Origin of the sequence: Caulobacter segnis (assembly GCF_029543125.1) — a bacterium.
GTDB lineage: Bacteria > Pseudomonadota > Alphaproteobacteria > Caulobacterales > Caulobacteraceae > Caulobacter > Caulobacter segnis_D.
Map to the genome: position 1 here is coordinate 438,373 of NZ_JARQWW010000004.1, position 15,636 is coordinate 454,008.

Here is a 15,636-nt window from a genome sequence, read left to right on the forward strand (position 1 = left end):
CTTATCCTCCCTCGTGAAACGGGGGAGGAGATCAGGCCCCCAGGAACATCCGCACGTTCTTGGCCAGAAACCGGGGGTCGAACGGCTTGGTCACCGCCCCCTTGCCGCCCAGGGCGCGCAGTTCCTGCAAGGTCACCGCGTGGGAGTGGCCGGTGACGAACACCACCGGCGTCTCCGCGTGGCCCGGCATCTTGCGCATCTCCTCCAGCACAGTCAGCCCGTCCATCCCCGGCATCACCAGGTCCAGCAGCACGCCGTCGGGGTGAAAACGGCTCAGGATCGACAGCGCCTCCTCGCCCGAGGAGGCGAAGGTGATGGTCATTTCGGGATCAAGCGCCAGGGCCGCGCCGGCCAGATCGTGCATGTCGGGGTCGTCATCGACATAAAGCAGGTTCAGGGGGCGCATGGGCATCCTCACAAAACGCGGAGCGGCGGCGTCAGTATTCACCGCCCGCCCTGCGGCGCCTAGCCGCTGCGACAGCCTGACCGCTCGCTCATCTTGCGTTCATCATGCTGTCGTAAGGTCGTCGTGCAAGTGCAACAGCCAGGGCCAGACCTCCCATGCGACAGCGTCAACTCCTCGACGCCTTCGTGCTCGAACTCAACAACGCCACGGCCGCGCGCGAGGCCTATGAAAGCCTGCCCGCGCCCCTGAAGCCTGGCGCCGAGCTGCTGATCCGCCACGACAGCGCCCAGATCGCCACCCCCTCGGCCGACGCGGCCGAATGGCTGAAGACCTACTATTGCAGCCACGGCGGCGAGGCCCTCGCCGCCTAAGGGCAAGAAGAGACGGCGAGACCCTCGCCGCCTAAGGGCCCAATCCGCTCATCCCCGCGCAGGCGGGGACCCAAGCTGAATCCCCCCAACGAAAAGGGCGACGCCTTTCGGCGCCGCCCTCGTCGGTCGTCACGCAGCCGTAGGGGGATCAACTGCTGCAAGAGCTCAACAAGTCTCCGACTCGTGCAGATTGCGTGATCGCTCCGAGAAAAACAACCTATAATTGTTTTGAAGCGCACGCATTTCGTCGCATGGCCAAGCTTGGAGCCGGAAGCTCCGCCAGGGGTTCTTCCAGGGTTCCAGCCGCAAGCACGAGAGACCACGCCATGGCTCAGTCCAAGCCCCCGCAACATGCCCGCGCGCCGCTCGCCATCCAGGCGGTCCAGCCGCGCATGGCCGGCGCCCTTGTCCTGACCTCCCCCGCCATCGGCGACGACGGCCGCATCGACGCGCTCTACAGCGCCGACGAGGACAACCTCTCCCCGCCCCTGGCCTGGAACCCGGTGCTGGAGGCCGAAAGCTTCGCCCTGATCGTCGAGGACCCCGACGCTCCCGGCGACGCGCCCTTCGTCCACTGGATGATCTGGGACATCCCCGGCACGGCGACCGAGCTGCATCGCGGCGTCATGGAAGGCCCCTATCCGCAAAGCCCCGTCGGCCCGATCCAGGGCAAGAACGGCCACGGCCACAACGCCTGGTTCGGCCCCCGGCCGCCCGCCGGTCACGGCCTCCACCGCTACCACTTCCAGCTCTTCGCCCTGGGCAAGCGCCTCGGCATGGGCCCCAACACCCCCCTGCCCGACCTCCTCAACGCCCTGAAGGCCGAGACCATCGCCAGCGCCGACCTGGTGGGAACCTTCAAGACCAAGGACCCCGCTGACCTGTCCATCCCCCGCACCTTCGCCGCCAACGATCACGGACGGGGCGGATTGGACGAGGATGACGTGGACAGGCATGCGCCGCATGGGCCGGATGGGGTGGTGAGACCCTGAATCAAAAACGCCCCGGAGATCGTCTCCGGGGCGTTTTCGTTTCCGTCCTAGCTGTCCAGGAAGCTGCGCAGCTTCCGGCTCCGTGACGGGTGCTTCAGCTTCCGCAGGGCTTTCGCCTCGATCTGACGGATGCGTTCGCGGGTCACGCTGAACTGCTGGCCCACTTCCTCAAGGGTGTGGTCGGTGTTCATGCCGATGCCGAAGCGCATGCGCAGGACGCGTTCCTCGCGCGGCGTCAGGGACGCCAGGACGCGGGTGGTGGTCTCGCGCAGGTTGCTCTGGATCGCCGCGTCGATGGGCAGGACGGCGTTCTTGTCCTCGATGAAGTCGCCCAGGTGGCTGTCCTCTTCGTCCCCGATCGGGGTTTCGAGGGAGATCGGCTCCTTGGCGATCTTCAGGACCTTGCGCACCTTCTCCAGCGGCATGGCGAGCTTTTCGGCCAGCTCCTCCGGGGTCGGCTCGCGGCCGATCTCGTGCAGCATCTGGCGGCTGGTGCGGACGATCTTGTTGATCGTCTCGATCATGTGGACCGGGATGCGGATGGTCCGGGCCTGGTCGGCGATCGAGCGGGTGATCGCCTGACGGATCCACCAGGTGGCGTAGGTCGAGAACTTGTAGCCGCGGCGGTATTCGAACTTGTCCACCGCCTTCATCAGGCCGATGTTGCCTTCCTGAATCAGGTCCAGGAACTGCAGGCCGCGGTTGGTGTACTTCTTGGCGATGGAGATCACGAGGCGCAGGTTGGCCTCGACCATCTCCTTCTTGGCCTGACGGGCCTCGCGCTCGCCCTTCTGCACGGTCTGGACGATGCGGCGGTAGTCGTCGATCGGCACGCCGGTCTCGGTGGCCAGCGCCGCGATCTCCTGGCGGATGTCGCCGATCTGGCTGCCGTCGTTCTCGCTGAACTTGGTCCAGCGGACGCCCATGGTCTTCACCGTCTCGGCCCAGTTCGGGTTCAGCTCCTGGCCGAAATAGGCCTTGAGGAACTCCGAGCGGCTGATGCCGTAGCTGTCGGCCAGGCGCAGCAGGCGGCCTTCCAGGCCCACCAGGCGCTTGTTGATCGCATAGAGCTGGTCGACCAGGGCCTCGATGCGGTTGTTGTTCAGCTTCAACGTCTTCAGCTTGCCGACGATGGCGCTGGTGGCGGCCTCATAGGCCTTGCGGTCGGCGGCCGACAGGTCCTCGCCGCGCAGGCGGCTCTCGACCAGCTTCTCTTGCAGGCGGCGGAAGCTTTCGAACTCCGAGGCGATGGCGTCCAGGGTCGCCATGACGCCTTCGCGCAGCTCGGCCTCCATGGCGCTGACGGTCGGGCCGGCGCCGTCGTCGAAGTCGTCATCGCTCTCGCCTTCGCCCTCGGCGGCGGCTTCGGCGCCCTCTTCGGCCTCTTCCTCGGCTTCGCCTTCAGCCGGCGCGCCTTCGGTCGGCAGCCCGCCCTTTTCGCCGCCATAGGTCTGCTCAAGGTCGATGACCTCGCGCAGCAGGATGCGGCCGCTGCCCAGCTCTTCGCGCCACACCATGATGGCTTCGAAGGTCAGGGCGCTTTCGCACAGCCCGCGGATCATGGTGTCGCGGCCGGCCTCGATGCGCTTGGCGATGGCGATTTCGCCCTCGCGCGACAGCAGCTCCACCGAGCCCATTTCGCGCAGGTACATGCGCACGGGGTCGTCGGTGCGGTCATAGGCGGGCTTGTCGTCGGTGGTGACGACGGCGCTTTCCTCGCGGTTGGCGACTTCGCCGCCTTCCTGGCCCTCGGCGTCTTCCTCGGCCTCGACCACGTTGACGCCCATCTCGCTCAGCATGGCGAGGGTGTCTTCAATGGCCTCGGAGGTCACTTCCTCCGACGGCAGCACCTTGTTCAGCTCGTCCATCGTGACGTAGCCGCGGGCTTTCGCCTGCTTGATGAACTTCTTTACGCCGGCATCGGTGAGGTCGAGTAGCGGGCCGTCCTTTTCCGGGGCGTCCGCAGTTTCCGTCTCGGCCGTTTGAGCAGTCATCTAGGTCTCCGAATTCGTCGCCGCGCATATGTGCAATTGCGGCGCCGAAAAAATCCTTATGAGGCGTTAGGTCGCGTCGTTTCGGGCTCAGATCGCTTCAGACCACAGGCTGCCCGAGCGGACCGCGCGCTTGAGATTGTCCCGCTCCGTCTTCAAGCGCTCGAAAGCCTCCATGTCGGAACGTCCCCCAAGGCGACCCTTGGCGGAGCTGACGGCTTCCTCGAGCGCAGCCAGACGGTTCAGAACCGACAAAGCGTGCGACCACTGGGACCTGGCGGCCTCGATCGTGACATCCTGTTTCAGGAAGGGCGCGCCCGATGCGGCGGCGGCCCGGTCGATGTCAGTCAAAAGCGCGGCAAACCCACGTGTTCGCAGATGGCGTGCGAGTCCCTCCGAGTCAAGGCCTTCTGCTTCAAGACGCACGCTTGTCAGCTCGTTGGCGAGGTCCCTCAAAGCCGGATCGCCGAACCCCTTGGTGGGCAGATCCTCCAGATGGTCGTCCAGCCGGTGCGGATCCTCCAGCGCGCCCTTGGCCAGGGCGGCGGCCAGGGGATCGAGCGAATTGGCCAGCCGCTCGGCGGCGGCGAGACCCTGCGGCGTCGGCGGAAGCAGCGGCGGCTGCCCCTTTTTCCAGGCGCCGCCGCGGCCACCCTCATACGGTGCGCGCGGCTGCCAGGCCGGGCGCGCCTTGGGCGCGTCACGCCCCAGCAGCGCATCCAGCCGCTCCAGCAGATCGTCGCGATAGGCCTGGGCCAGGTCCTTGTCGGCGATGGTCTGGGCGGCGGCGCGCAGGCGCTGCTTCAGCCCCGCCTTGCGCTCGGGCGTGTCGAGCGGCTCGGCGTCCTTCTCGCGCGTGAACAGCGCCTCCACGAACGGCGTGGTGTTGGCCAGCTGGCTCTTCAGCGCCGCCGCGCCCTGCTCGCGCAGCACGTCGTCGGGGTCCTTGCCGCCCTCCACCACCGAGAAGCGGAAGCTCCGCCCGGGCTTGAGCAGCGGCAAGGCCCGGTCGATGGCGCGGCTGGCGGCGCGCTGGCCGGCCTTGTCACCGTCGAAGGACAGGGTGGGCTCCGGATGAAGGCGCCACAGCACCTCCATCTGCTCCTCGGTCAGGGCGGTGCCCAACGGCGCCACGGCCGAAATCCCCGCCCGCTGGCAGGCGATCACGTCCATATAGCCCTCGACCACCACCAGGGCGGCGTCACCGCCCCCGGCCTGGCCGGCGTGCAGGATTTTGCGGGCCTCCGGCAAACCGTACAGCAGCCGCCCCTTGTGGAAGAGGCTGGTCTCCGGCCCGTTCAGGTATTTGGCCCGGGCCTCCGGGTCCATGGCCCGCCCGCCGAAGCTGACGATCTTTCCCCGCGCGTCGGCGATGGGAAAGATGATGCGGTCGCGGAACCGGTCATAGGGCGCGCCGCCGTCCTCCGGCGCGATCAGCAGGCCGGCGTCCACCAGATCGCCGGGCCGGGCGCCCTTGGCGATCAGGTAGTCCTTCAGCGCCGTGCGGCCCGGCGGCGAAAAGCCCAGGCCGAACCGCTTCCATTCACTCTCGGGCAGGCCGCGCTTTTCCAGATAGGCCCGCGCCGCGGCGCCCACCGGGCGGCGCAGCTCGGCCTCGAACCACTTGGCCGCCTGGTCCATCCAGTCGGTGAGACTCTTTCGCTTTTCCTCCTGCTGGGCCGATTGGGCGTCCGGCTCCGGCATGGGCACCCCCGCCTCGGCGGCCAGGCGCTCCACCGCCTCGACGAAGGTCAGACGCTCGGTCTCCTGGAAGAAGGCGATCAGGTCGCCGTGCTTGCCGGAGCTGAAGTCGTGAAAGAAGCCCTTGTCGTCATTGACGAAGAAGGACGGGCTCTTCTCTTTGGAGAACGGCGACAGGCCGACGAACTCCCGCCCCTGACGCTTCAGCTTCACGGACTTGCCGATCACGTCCGACAGACGGACGCGCGACTTGATCTCCTCGAGGAAGCGGTCGTCGAAGCGCATCAGAATTGAGGGCGAGTTGGCGTCACGGCCCACCTTATGGTTGGCCGCTCACACCGCCAAGCCTTGGAAGAACTCAGGCCTTCGCCTTGTCCATGTTCTCGGCGAAGCGTTCGAACAGGTAGAGGCTGTCCGTCGGCCCGGGGCTGGCTTCCGGGTGGTGCTGGACGCTGAACACCGGCTTGCCGGACAGTTCGATGCCGGCGTTGGTGCCGTCGAACAGGGAGACGTGAGTCTCCTTCACCGGGGCCGGCAGGGTTTCGCGCTCCACGGTGAAGCCGTGGTTCATGGACACGATCTCGACCTTGCCGGTCGTCAGGTCCTTCACCGGGTGGTTGGCCCCGTGGTGGCCCTGCTCCATCTTCACCGTCTTGGCGCCCAGGGCCAGGGCCAGCATCTGGTGGCCGAGGCAGATGCCGAACACCGGCTTGCCGCTCTCCACCAGCTTCTGGATTTCAGGCACGGCGTACTCGCCAGTCGCCGCCGGATCGCCCGGGCCGTTGGACAACAGGACGCCGTCCGGGTTGCGGGCCAGGATGTCCTCGGCCGACGTGTCGGCGGGGACCACCGTCACGCGGGCGCCGACCTGGGCGAGCGAGCGCAGGATGTTGCGCTTCACGCCGAAGTCCATGACCACCACGTCGTACTTCGGCGCCTCGACCTTGCCGTAGCCTTCCGGCCACGACCATTCGGTCTCGGTCCATTCGAACGACTGGCGGGTGGAGGCGTCCTTGGCCAGGTCCAGGCCCACCAGGCCGGTCCATTCGGCGGCCTTCTTCTGCAGGGCGGGAATGTCGAACTCGCCGTTCGGGCTGTGGGCGATGACGCCGTGCGGCATGCCTTTTTCGCGGATCAGGCGGGTCAGGGCGCGGGTGTCGACGCCGGCCAGGCCGACGACGCCGCGGCGCTCCATCCAAGCCGCCAGGGTCGATTCGGAGCGCCAGTTGGCCGGATCGGTCGGAGCGTCGCGGAAGATCGCGCCGCGGGCCGAGGTGTCCGACGAGCCGCCGATCTGCTCGATGTCCTCGAGGTTCGTGCCCACATTGCCCACGTGCGGGAAGGTGAAGGCGACGATCTGCGACATGTAGGACGGGTCGGTCAGGATCTCCTGATAGCCCGACATGGCGGTGTTGAAGCACACCTCGCCGAGGGCCTCGCCGGCCGCGCCGACGCCGATCCCTTGCAGGACCGTGCCGTCCGCCAGAACCAGAACCCCCGTCACCCCAGGCAGCAGCTCGATCGACATGGGACATTCTCCTGTGGGGTCATGGTCGCAAAACGGCGGGCGAAGGGCCACCCCTCGCCCGCCGGCAAACGGGCGCGTCATTACGGGCTGTGGTCGGCCGGGTCAACCGGTGAAACGGGCGTGGATGACGTCGAGTTCGCCCTGCGCTATCACCCCGCTCCGATCTGGAGCCTTCCATGCCCATCACCACAGTCGGCTTGGACGCCGACGACACCCTCTGGCACAACGAGACCCTGTTCCGCCTGACCCACAAGCGGTTTGTGGACCTGATGTCCGACTGCGCCGAGGAAGCGACCCTGGAATCGCGCCTGGCCGAGGTGGAGAAGCGCAACCTTCGCCTCTACGGCTACGGGGCCAAGGGCTTCACCCTGTCGATGATCGAGACCGCGCTGGAGCTCAGCGGGGGCAAGGTCTCAAACCGGGTGATCAGCGAAATCCTCGCCGCAGGCCGCGACCTGCTGGCCCATCCCATGGAGCCCCTGTCGGGGGTGGAGGCCGCCGTGGCCACCCTGGCCGAGCAGTACCGCCTGGTCCTGATCACCAAGGGCGACCTGCTGCATCAGGAGCAGAAACTGGCCGCCTCGGGCCTCGGCGACCACTTCGCCGCCGTCGAGATCGTCAGCGAGAAGGACGCCGACACCTATCGCCGCGTCTTCTCCCGCCACGGCACGGGTCCGGAGCAAGCCGCCATGGCCGGCAACTCCGTGCGCTCGGACATCCTTCCCGCGCTGGAGGCCGGCAGCTACGCCGCCCTGATTCCCTATCCGCTGGTCTGGGCGCACGAAGCTGCAGAGGCTCCGACGGATCATCCCCGCTACGCCCAGCTGGAGACCCTGGCCGACATGCCGGCCTGGCTGGCGCATCTGGAGGAGTAACTCTCCTCTCCCGCCCGGTAGCGAAGCGTATAGGGAGGTGGATCGTCGCGCAGCGACGAGACGGAGGGGGCGCGGACGGAGCTCTGCGCTTGCGGACGCCGCCTCCACCAGTTCGTGGTCCCCCTCCCCCGCAGGCGGGGGAGGAGAAAAATCTAAGCCGCACAAGCCCCGTGGTTCTTCACCACCCGCGCCGTCGATGCCGGGAACCGCGCCAGTTTCGCCGCCGGACGCACGGGCCGCCGCACCAGCTCTCCCGAACACCCCGGGCACACCCCGCCCAGCCGATTGTCCGCGCAGTCGGCGCAGAAAGTGCATTCGAACGTGCAGATGCGCGCCTCCAGGCTTTCCGGCGACAGGTCGCGGTCGCAGCATTCGCAGTTGGGACGCAGGCTGAGCATGGGTAGGGTCTCCTTCCAGTCCCTGATGGCAGAGGTCCGCGACAGCCGAAATGACGAAGTTCCCTCGTTTTCCGACACTGGCCGCCCTAACGCTCTCAGCCCTTCTCAGCACCTCCGCCCTCGCCGCTCCCGCCTATGACCTGGTGATCCGGGGCGGCTCGGTGATCGACGGCTCCGGCGGCGCGCCCTTCACTGGCGACGTGGCGGTCAAGGGCGAGCGGATCGTCTATGTGGGGCCCAAGGCGCCCGGCGCGGGGACGAAGGAAATCGACGCCAAGGGCCTCGCCGTCTCCCCCGGCTTCATCAACATGCTCAGCTGGGCCACCGACAGCCTGATCGCCGACGGCCGCGGCCTGTCCGACCTGAAGCAGGGCGTGACGCTGGAAGTCATGGGCGAAGGCTCCTCCATGGGTCCCCTCACCCCGGCCATGAAGGCGGCGGAGCAATCGCGCCAGGGCGACATCAAGTACGACATCTGGTGGAGCAGCCTGGACGAATACCTCTCCGGCCTGACCAAGCGCGGCATCGCCCCCAACGTCGCCTCCATGCTGGGGGCAGAGCAGCCCCGGGTCATGGTCCTGGGCGAAGGCGACGTGGATCCGACGCCTGAACAATTGGCCCAGATGCGCCGGATCGTCGTCCAGGCCATGGAGGATGGAGCTCTCGGCATCGGCTCCTCCCTGATCTACGCGCCGGGGACCTATGCCGAGACGGATGAACTGGTCGCCCTGGTGACCGAGGCCGGCCGCTGCGGCGGGATCTACCTGTCCCATATGCGCAGCGAGGGGGACCGCCTGGTCGAGGCCGTGGACGAACTGATCGAGATCAGCCGCCGCTCCGGCGCCCCGGCCGAGATCTGGCACCTGAAGGCCGCCGGCCGGGAGAACTGGTCCAAGCTGGACACGGTGATCGCCCGCGTGGAGGCCGCCCGCGCCAAGGGCCAGCGCATCACCGCCAACATGTACAACTACACCGCCGGCTCCACCGGCTTCGACGCCGCCATGCCCACCTGGGTCCAGGCCGGCGGCCGCGAAGCCTGGATCGAGCGGCTGAAGAATCCCGAGACCCGCGCCCGGGTGCTGAAGGAGATGCGGGCCGAGAAGCCGGACTTTGAAAGCCTCTACCGCCACGCCGGGGCCGAAGGGACCCTGCTGGTCGGCTTCCGGTCGGAGGCGCTGAAGCCCCTCACCGGCCGCACCCTGGCCGATGTCGCCAAGGAGCGCGGCGTCAGCCCGGAGGACGCGATCATCGACCTGATCATCGCCGACGGCAGCCGCGTGCAGGTGGTCTATTTCCTGATGAGCGAGGACAATGTCCGCCGCCAGACCGCCCTGCCCTGGATGAGCTTCGGCTCCGACGCCGCCGCCCTGGCGCCGGAGGGGGTGTTCTTGAAATCCTCCACCCACCCCCGCGCCTACGGCAATGTCGCCCGCCTGCTGGGCAAGTACGTGCGCGAGGACAAGGCCCTCACCCTGCCCGACGCCGTGCGCAAAATGACCAGCCTGCCGGCCCACAACCTGGGCCTACGCGATCGGGGCCTGCTGAAGGCCGGCTACTACGCCGACCTGGTGGTCTTCGATCCGGCGACCGTCGCCGACAAGGCCACCTACGAGAAGCCTCAGCAGTTCGCCGTCGGCGTCCGCGACGTGGTGGTCAACGGCGGCCTGGCCCTGTCCAACGGCGAGCCGACCGGGGCCGCCACCGGCCAGGTCGTGCGCGGTCGGGCCTGGAAAGGCTGGAACGACGGCGGCTGCAAGACCAGCGCGGCCGACTGGAGCTGGTGAGACCGGCGTTCGCCGACCTTTCCGAAAGTTCACTGGATTCCGGCGTTTGGTCAGGCGATCAGGTGCATATGAACCTGACCTACCGCACGAAACGACTGATCGCTTGCGCCATCGCCGGCTGGATTTCCGGCGCCGCCCTGGCCGCCGCCACCTTGCCGGCGCACGCCGCTGAACCGGCGGCCAAGCCGGTCGAGGTGATGGTCGTCGGCACGTTCCACATGGCCAATCCAGGGGCGGACATCTCCAACGCCAAGTTCGAAGACGTGCTGTCGCCTAAGCAACAGGCCGGCGTGGTCAAGACGGTCGACGCCCTGGCGAAGTTCAAGCCGACCCGCATCGCCGTTGAATGGCCGCAGAAGGTCACCGCCGAGCGCTACGCACAGTATCAGCAGGACGGCCTCAAGGGTCACCGCAGCGAGCGTAACGAGGTGGTCCAGCTGGGCTATCGCCTGGCCAAGCAGACCGGCGCCGCCATCGAGGGCGTCGATGTGGACGGCCAGTTCCCCTACGGCCCGGTCATGGCCTACGCCGAAGCCCACGGTCAGAAGCCCATGCTCGACGCCCATCGCGCCAAGACCGACGCGGAGATGAAGGCGCGCGAGGCCCTGTTCGCCAAGGGCGGAACCTCCGCAGTTCTACGCCAAATGAACACGCCCGCGGCGATCAAGGCGGATCATGACTTCTACCGCCAGATCGGCCTGATCGGCGGCGGGGATGACCAGCCCGGCGCCGCCCTGCTGACCGGCTGGTACGAGCGCAACTTCAAGATCTGCGCCCGCATGCTGCAGTCGGCCAAGCCCGGCGACCGCATCGTCGTCATCTACGGCGCGGGCCACGCCCACCTGCTGCGCCAGTGCGTGAGCGAGACTCCAGGCTTCAAGCTGGTCGAGCCGAACGCCTGGCTTCCCAAGTAGGAATCCCTTGCGGGATAGGGCCTGGCTGAGCGAAATGCCCGCCATGGTCGTGTTCCGGAAGATATTGGCCCTGAGCGCGGCGGCGATGATCCTCGCCGCCTGCGGCAGCATCTCCCGCGAACCCTTCACCAACGCCGACTTGCGATCGGTCCAGGCGCCCACCGGGCTTGAGGGGCTGCGCTTCAACGGCAACGACGCCGCCGCCGGGCTCGCCTTCGTCGACCGCTTCCGCGCCCAGAGCTCTCAACGCTTCCTGCATGGAGTGAAGGCCCTGGCCATCTCCGGCGGCGGGGCCAACGGGGCCTATGGCGCCGGGATCATCGTCGGCTGGACCCAGAGCGCCTCGCGCCCCGACTTCGATGTGGTCACCGGCGTCAGCACCGGCGCCCTGACCGCCCCCTTCGCCTTCCTCGGCTCAAAATGGGATGACGAGCTGAGGGCCGCCTACACCGATGGCGAGGCCGCGAACCTGACCAGCGGCCGCCTGGGCGCCCTGTTCCTGCCCAGCCTGTTCCGGGTGCAGCCCCTCAAGCACTTGGTCGAAAAGCATGTGGACGCAGAGCTGCTGCGCGCCGTGGCCGCCGAGCACCGCAAGGGTCGCCGCCTGCTGGTCGCCACCACCAACCTCGACACCGAGGAGACGGTGATCTGGGACATGGGCGAGATCGCCATCTCGGCCGAGCGTCCGGGCAATGAAGCGGCCTCGGTCGAACTGTTCAGCACCGTGCTCGTGGCCTCGGCCTCCATCCCCGGCGTCTTCCCGCCGGCGGTGATTCCCGTTCAGGGCGCCGGCCGCGCGGTGTCGGAGATGCACGTGGACGGCGGCGTCACCGTGCCGTTCTTCTTCATCCCCGAATCCATGAACCTGTGGCGGGCCCCGGACCGGATGCGGCCGGGCGAGCTTTACGTGGTGGTCAATGGCAAGGTCGGCCCCACCTTCGGCTTCACCAAGGGCAAGACCATGGCCATCCTCGGCCGGTCCTACAACGCCATGAGCCGGTCGCAGACCAAGGCCAACCTGCTGGTCGCCCAGGGCTTCGCCGACCGAAACAACGCCACCCTGCGCTACACCGCCATCCCTGACAACGCTGAAGCGTCGAGCCTGGACTTCAGCACCGAGAACATGCGCGACCTTTTCCAGCGCGGGTTCGAGGCCGGCCGCTCAGGCCAGGCCTTCAAGCCGCTGGAGGCTCCGCCCCCTGCGACGCCGGGGCCCGCGCCCGACCCGCGATGACAGCGCGAACGCGCGTTCATCATCTTTCCTGATTTTGCGTTCTTGCGCCCGGGGTCACACGTCTCTAAACGACCCCCTTAACCTGCAATCTGACCTAGGGGACGGGCGCGCCGCCGCGCGACCGCCCTTGCGCGCGAGAACGACATGCCCAAACGCACAGACATCAAGTCCATCCTGATCATCGGCGCGGGCCCGATCGTCATCGGCCAGGCCTGTGAGTTCGACTACTCCGGCGTCCAGGCCTGCAAGGCCCTGCGCGCCGAGGGCTACCGCATCATCCTGGTCAACTCGAACCCGGCCACGATCATGACTGATCCGGACGTGGCGGACGCGACCTATATCGAGCCGATCACCCCCGACATCGTCGCCAAGATCATCGAGAAAGAGCGCCCCGACGCCCTGCTGCCCACCATGGGCGGCCAGACGGCGCTGAACACCGCTCTGGCTCTCGAAGAGCAAGGCGTTCTGGCCAAGTTCAAGGTTGAGATGATCGGCGCCAAGGCCGAGGTCATCGACAAGGCCGAGGACCGTCAGAAATTCCGCGACGCCATGGACAAGCTGGGTCTGGAAAGCCCCCGCTCCAAGGCGGCCCACACCATGGAGGAGGCCATGGACGGCCTCGACTTCGTGGGTCTGCCGGCGATCATCCGCCCGTCCTTCACCCTGGCGGGCACCGGCGGCGGCATCGCCTACAACGTCGAGGAATTCAAAGAGATCGTCGAGCGCGGCCTCGACCTGTCCCCCACCACCGAGGTGCTCATCGAAGAGAGCGTCCTGGGCTGGAAAGAGTATGAGATGGAGGTCGTCCGCGACAAGGCGGACAACTGCATCATCGTCTGCTCGATCGAGAACATCGACCCGATGGGCGTCCACACGGGCGACTCCATCACCGTGGCCCCGGCCCTGACGCTGACCGACAAGGAATATCAGCGGATGCGCAAGGGCAGCATCGACGTGCTGCGCGAGATCGGCGTCGAGACCGGCGGCTCCAACGTCCAGTGGGCCCTGAACCCCAAGGACGGCCGCATGGTCGTCATCGAGATGAACCCGCGCGTGTCGCGCTCCTCGGCCCTGGCGTCCAAGGCCACCGGCTTCCCGATCGCCAAGGTCGCCGCCCGCCTGGCCGTGGGCTACACCCTGGACGAACTGGCCAACGACATCACCGGCGGCGCCATGCCGGCCTCGTTCGAGCCGTCCATCGACTACGTGGTCACCAAGATCCCGCGCTTCGCCTTCGAGAAGTATCCGGGCTCCGAGCCGTACCTGACCACCTCCATGAAGTCGGTGGGTGAAGTCATGGCCATCGGCCGCACCTTCGCCGAAAGCCTGCAGAAGGCCCTGCGCGGCCTGGAGACCGGCCTGACCGGCCTGGACGACGTGGAGATCGAGGGCGCCGAGGATCCGGACACCGGCAAGGCCGCCGTGGTCCGCGCCCTGGGCAACCCCACCCCGGACCGTCTGCGCGTCATCGCCCAGGCCTTCCGCCACGGCCTGACGGTCGAGGAGATCAACGCCGCCTGCTCGTACGAACCGTGGTTCCTGCGCCAGCTGGCCGAGATCGTCCGCCAGGAGGGCCTGGTCCGCGCTGGCGGCCTGCCCAACAACGCCGCCGAGTTCCGCCGCCTGAAGGCCATGGGCTTCTCCGACGCCCGCCTGGCCAAGCTGACCAACCTCACCGAGGCCGAGGTCCGCGGCCAGCGCCACGCCCACGGCGTGCGCCCGGTGTTCAAGCGCATCGACACCTGCGCCGGCGAGTTCCGCGCCGACACGCCCTACATGTACTCGACCTACGAGACGGGCGCCCTGGGCCAGCTGCCGGATTGCGAAAGCGAGCCGTCGGACCGCAAGAAGGCCGTCATCCTCGGCGGCGGTCCCAACCGGATCGGCCAGGGGATCGAGTTCGATTACTGCTGCTGCCACGCGGCCTTCGCGCTGGATCAGGTCGGCATCGAGTCGATCATGGTCAACTGCAACCCCGAGACCGTCTCCACCGACTACGACACCTCCGACCGCCTGTACTTCGAGCCCCTGACGGCCGAGGACGTGCTGGAGCTGCTGGCGGTCGAGCAGACCAAGGGCGCCCTGCTCGGCGTCATCGTCCAGTTCGGCGGCCAGACCCCGCTGAAGCTGGCCAACGCGCTGGAGCAGGCCGGCATCCCGATCCTGGGCACCAGCCCCGACGCCATCGACCTGGCCGAGGACCGCGAGCGCTTCCAGCAGCTCCTCCACGACCTGAAGATCGCCCAGCCGAACAACGCCATCGCCCGCAGCGCCGAAGAGGCCTTCGCCGGGGCGCACAAGGTCGGCTACCCCGTGGTCATCCGCCCGTCCTACGTCCTGGGCGGCCGCGCCATGGAGATCGTCTATGACGACGAGCAGCTGGACCGCTACATCCGCACCGCCGTGCAGGTGTCGGGCGACAGCCCCGTCCTCATTGACCAGTACCTGAACCGCGCCACCGAGGTGGACGTGGACGCCCTGTGCGACGGCGAGACCGTCTTCGTGGCCGGCGTCATGGAGCACATCGAGGAAGCCGGCGTGCACTCGGGCGACAGCGCCTGCTCCCTGCCGCCCTTCTCCCTGAAGCCGGAGACCATCGCCGAACTGAAGCGTCAGACCGAGGCCATGGCCTTCGCGCTGAAGGTCCGCGGCCTGATGAACGTGCAGTTCGCCATCGAGGAGCCGCACAGCGAAAACCCGCGCATCTACGTCCTCGAAGTGAACCCGCGCGCCTCGCGCACCGTGCCCTTCGTGGCCAAGACCATCGGCCAGCCCGTGGCCTCCATCGCCGCCAAGGTGATGGCCGGCGCCAAGCTCGCCAGCTTCGGCCTGACCGACAAGCCGTACGACCACATCGCGGTGAAGGAGGCGGTCTTCCCGTTCGCCCGCTTCCCCGGCGTCGACACGGTGCTTGGCCCCGAGATGCGCTCCACCGGCGAGGTCATGGGCCTCGACTGGAAGCGCGAGGGCGAGGACTTCATGCCCGCCTTCGCCCGCGCCTTCGCCAAGAGCCAGCTGGGCGGGGGCGTCACCCTGCCCCGCTCAGGCTGCGCCTTCGTCTCGGTGCGCGAGGCCGACAAGCCCTTCATCGTCGAGCCGACCCGCCTGCTGATCCAGGCCGGCTTCCGCATCCTCGCCACCACCGGCACGGCCGCCTACCTGGCCGAGCAGGGCCTGCAGGTCGAAGTGGTCAAGAAGGTGCTGGAGGGCCGCCCCCACATCGTCGACGCCATGAAGAACGGCGAGGTCCAGCTGGTCTTCAACACCACCGAGGGCAAGCAGTCCCTGGCCGACAGCTTCGAGATTCGCCGCTCAGCCCTGATGTCGAAGATCCCCTACTACACCACCGCCGCCGGCGCCCTCGCGGCCGCGCAGGCCATCGCCTCGCCTCAAGCCGAGACGGCCGCGTTGGAAGTGCGCCCGCTGCAAAGCTACGCGTAGG

At 67.8% G+C, this 15,636-nt stretch carries 12 protein-coding genes; 7 read left to right on the top strand and 5 right to left on the bottom strand.

Going from position 1 to position 15,636, the window contains the following annotated elements:
• Positions 1-31: 31 nt before the first annotated feature.
• Positions 32-406 (bottom strand): response regulator, encoded by a 375-nt coding sequence (locus tag P7B02_RS14825; RefSeq protein WP_277787116.1) that lies wholly within the window; start codon positions 404-406, stop codon positions 32-34.
• 155 nt (positions 407-561) lie between these two features.
• On the opposite strand from P7B02_RS14825, the gene P7B02_RS14830 reads away from it, so the two are divergent.
• Both P7B02_RS14830 and P7B02_RS14835 read left to right on the top strand, forming a co-directional pair.
• A complete protein-coding gene (locus tag P7B02_RS14830; RefSeq protein ID WP_277787117.1) occupies positions 562-777 on the top strand; it encodes a hypothetical protein in 216 nt (71 codons plus the stop codon).
• Between the two features lie 326 nt (positions 778-1,103).
• A complete protein-coding gene (locus P7B02_RS14835; protein WP_277787118.1) occupies positions 1,104-1,769 on the top strand; it encodes a YbhB/YbcL family Raf kinase inhibitor-like protein in 666 nt (221 codons plus the stop codon).
• A 47-nt stretch (positions 1,770-1,816) separates the two neighbouring features.
• Here P7B02_RS14835 and rpoD read toward each other — a convergent pair whose 3' ends face one another.
• The 3 genes from rpoD to carA form a co-directional block, all read right to left on the bottom strand.
• Positions 1,817-3,763: an RNA polymerase sigma factor RpoD gene (gene rpoD, locus P7B02_RS14840; protein WP_277787119.1), complete on the bottom strand. Its 1,947-nt coding sequence runs from the start codon at positions 3,761-3,763 to the stop codon at positions 1,817-1,819.
• An 87-nt stretch (positions 3,764-3,850) separates the two neighbouring features.
• A complete protein-coding gene (dnaG, locus tag P7B02_RS14845) occupies positions 3,851-5,746 on the bottom strand; it encodes a DNA primase (protein WP_277787156.1) in 1,896 nt (631 codons plus the stop codon).
• 73 nt (positions 5,747-5,819) lie between these two features.
• Complete coding sequence (gene carA, locus P7B02_RS14850; protein ID WP_277787120.1) at positions 5,820-6,989, bottom strand: glutamine-hydrolyzing carbamoyl-phosphate synthase small subunit; 1,170 nt, start codon at positions 6,987-6,989, stop codon at positions 5,820-5,822.
• A 176-nt stretch (positions 6,990-7,165) separates the two neighbouring features.
• Here carA and P7B02_RS14855 point away from each other — a divergent pair, with 176 nt between their 5' ends.
• Positions 7,166-7,864 carry an HAD family hydrolase gene (locus P7B02_RS14855; protein WP_277787121.1) on the top strand — a complete coding sequence of 233 codons (699 nt, stop codon included), beginning with the start codon at positions 7,166-7,168 and terminating at the stop codon, positions 7,862-7,864.
• Between the two features lie 152 nt (positions 7,865-8,016).
• Here P7B02_RS14855 and P7B02_RS14860 read toward each other — a convergent pair whose 3' ends face one another.
• Entirely contained in the window at positions 8,017-8,262 is a 246-nt protein-coding gene (locus P7B02_RS14860; RefSeq protein ID WP_277787122.1) for a DUF1272 domain-containing protein, read from the bottom strand.
• A gap of 50 nt (positions 8,263-8,312) precedes the next feature.
• Between P7B02_RS14860 and P7B02_RS14865 the strand changes: the two genes are divergently transcribed.
• From P7B02_RS14865 to carB, 4 genes are all read left to right on the top strand, one after another.
• Complete coding sequence (locus tag P7B02_RS14865; RefSeq protein WP_277787123.1) at positions 8,313-10,046, top strand: N-acyl-D-amino-acid deacylase family protein; 1,734 nt, start codon at positions 8,313-8,315, stop codon at positions 10,044-10,046.
• A 68-nt stretch (positions 10,047-10,114) separates the two neighbouring features.
• Positions 10,115-10,960, top strand: coding sequence for a DUF5694 domain-containing protein (locus tag P7B02_RS14870; protein ID WP_277787124.1), 846 nt, complete (start codon positions 10,115-10,117; stop codon positions 10,958-10,960).
• Positions 10,961-10,994: 34 nt separating this feature from the next.
• Positions 10,995-12,194 (top strand): patatin-like phospholipase family protein, encoded by a 1,200-nt coding sequence (locus P7B02_RS14875; RefSeq protein ID WP_277787125.1) that lies wholly within the window; start codon positions 10,995-10,997, stop codon positions 12,192-12,194.
• Between the two features lie 144 nt (positions 12,195-12,338).
• Positions 12,339-15,635 (top strand): carbamoyl-phosphate synthase large subunit, encoded by a 3,297-nt coding sequence (gene carB, locus P7B02_RS14880; protein WP_277787126.1) that lies wholly within the window; start codon positions 12,339-12,341, stop codon positions 15,633-15,635.
• Position 15,636 lies beyond the last annotated feature (1 nt).

Excerpts from the sequence above, each read along its gene's own strand:
- P7B02_RS14855 (WP_277787121.1), top strand. The coding sequence starts at position 7,166 with ATGCCCATCACCACAGTCGGCTTGGACGCCGACGACACCCTCTGGCAC.
- carA (WP_277787120.1), bottom strand. The coding sequence starts at position 6,989 with ATGTCGATCGAGCTGCTGCCTGGGGTGACGGGGGTTCTGGTTCTGGCG.
- dnaG (WP_277787156.1), bottom strand. The coding sequence starts at position 5,746 with ATGCGCTTCGACGACCGCTTCCTCGAGGAGATCAAGTCGCGCGTCCGT.
- P7B02_RS14860 (WP_277787122.1), bottom strand. The coding sequence starts at position 8,262 with ATGCTCAGCCTGCGTCCCAACTGCGAATGCTGCGACCGCGACCTGTCG.
- P7B02_RS14835 (WP_277787118.1), top strand. The coding sequence starts at position 1,104 with ATGGCTCAGTCCAAGCCCCCGCAACATGCCCGCGCGCCGCTCGCCATC.
- P7B02_RS14870 (WP_277787124.1), top strand. The coding sequence starts at position 10,115 with ATGAACCTGACCTACCGCACGAAACGACTGATCGCTTGCGCCATCGCC.
- carB (WP_277787126.1), top strand. The coding sequence starts at position 12,339 with ATGCCCAAACGCACAGACATCAAGTCCATCCTGATCATCGGCGCGGGC.
- rpoD (WP_277787119.1), bottom strand. The coding sequence starts at position 3,763 with ATGACTGCTCAAACGGCCGAGACGGAAACTGCGGACGCCCCGGAAAAG.
- P7B02_RS14875 (WP_277787125.1), top strand. The coding sequence starts at position 10,995 with ATGCCCGCCATGGTCGTGTTCCGGAAGATATTGGCCCTGAGCGCGGCG.
- P7B02_RS14830 (WP_277787117.1), top strand. The coding sequence starts at position 562 with ATGCGACAGCGTCAACTCCTCGACGCCTTCGTGCTCGAACTCAACAAC.
- P7B02_RS14865 (WP_277787123.1), top strand. The coding sequence starts at position 8,313 with ATGACGAAGTTCCCTCGTTTTCCGACACTGGCCGCCCTAACGCTCTCA.
- P7B02_RS14825 (WP_277787116.1), bottom strand. The coding sequence starts at position 406 with ATGCGCCCCCTGAACCTGCTTTATGTCGATGACGACCCCGACATGCAC.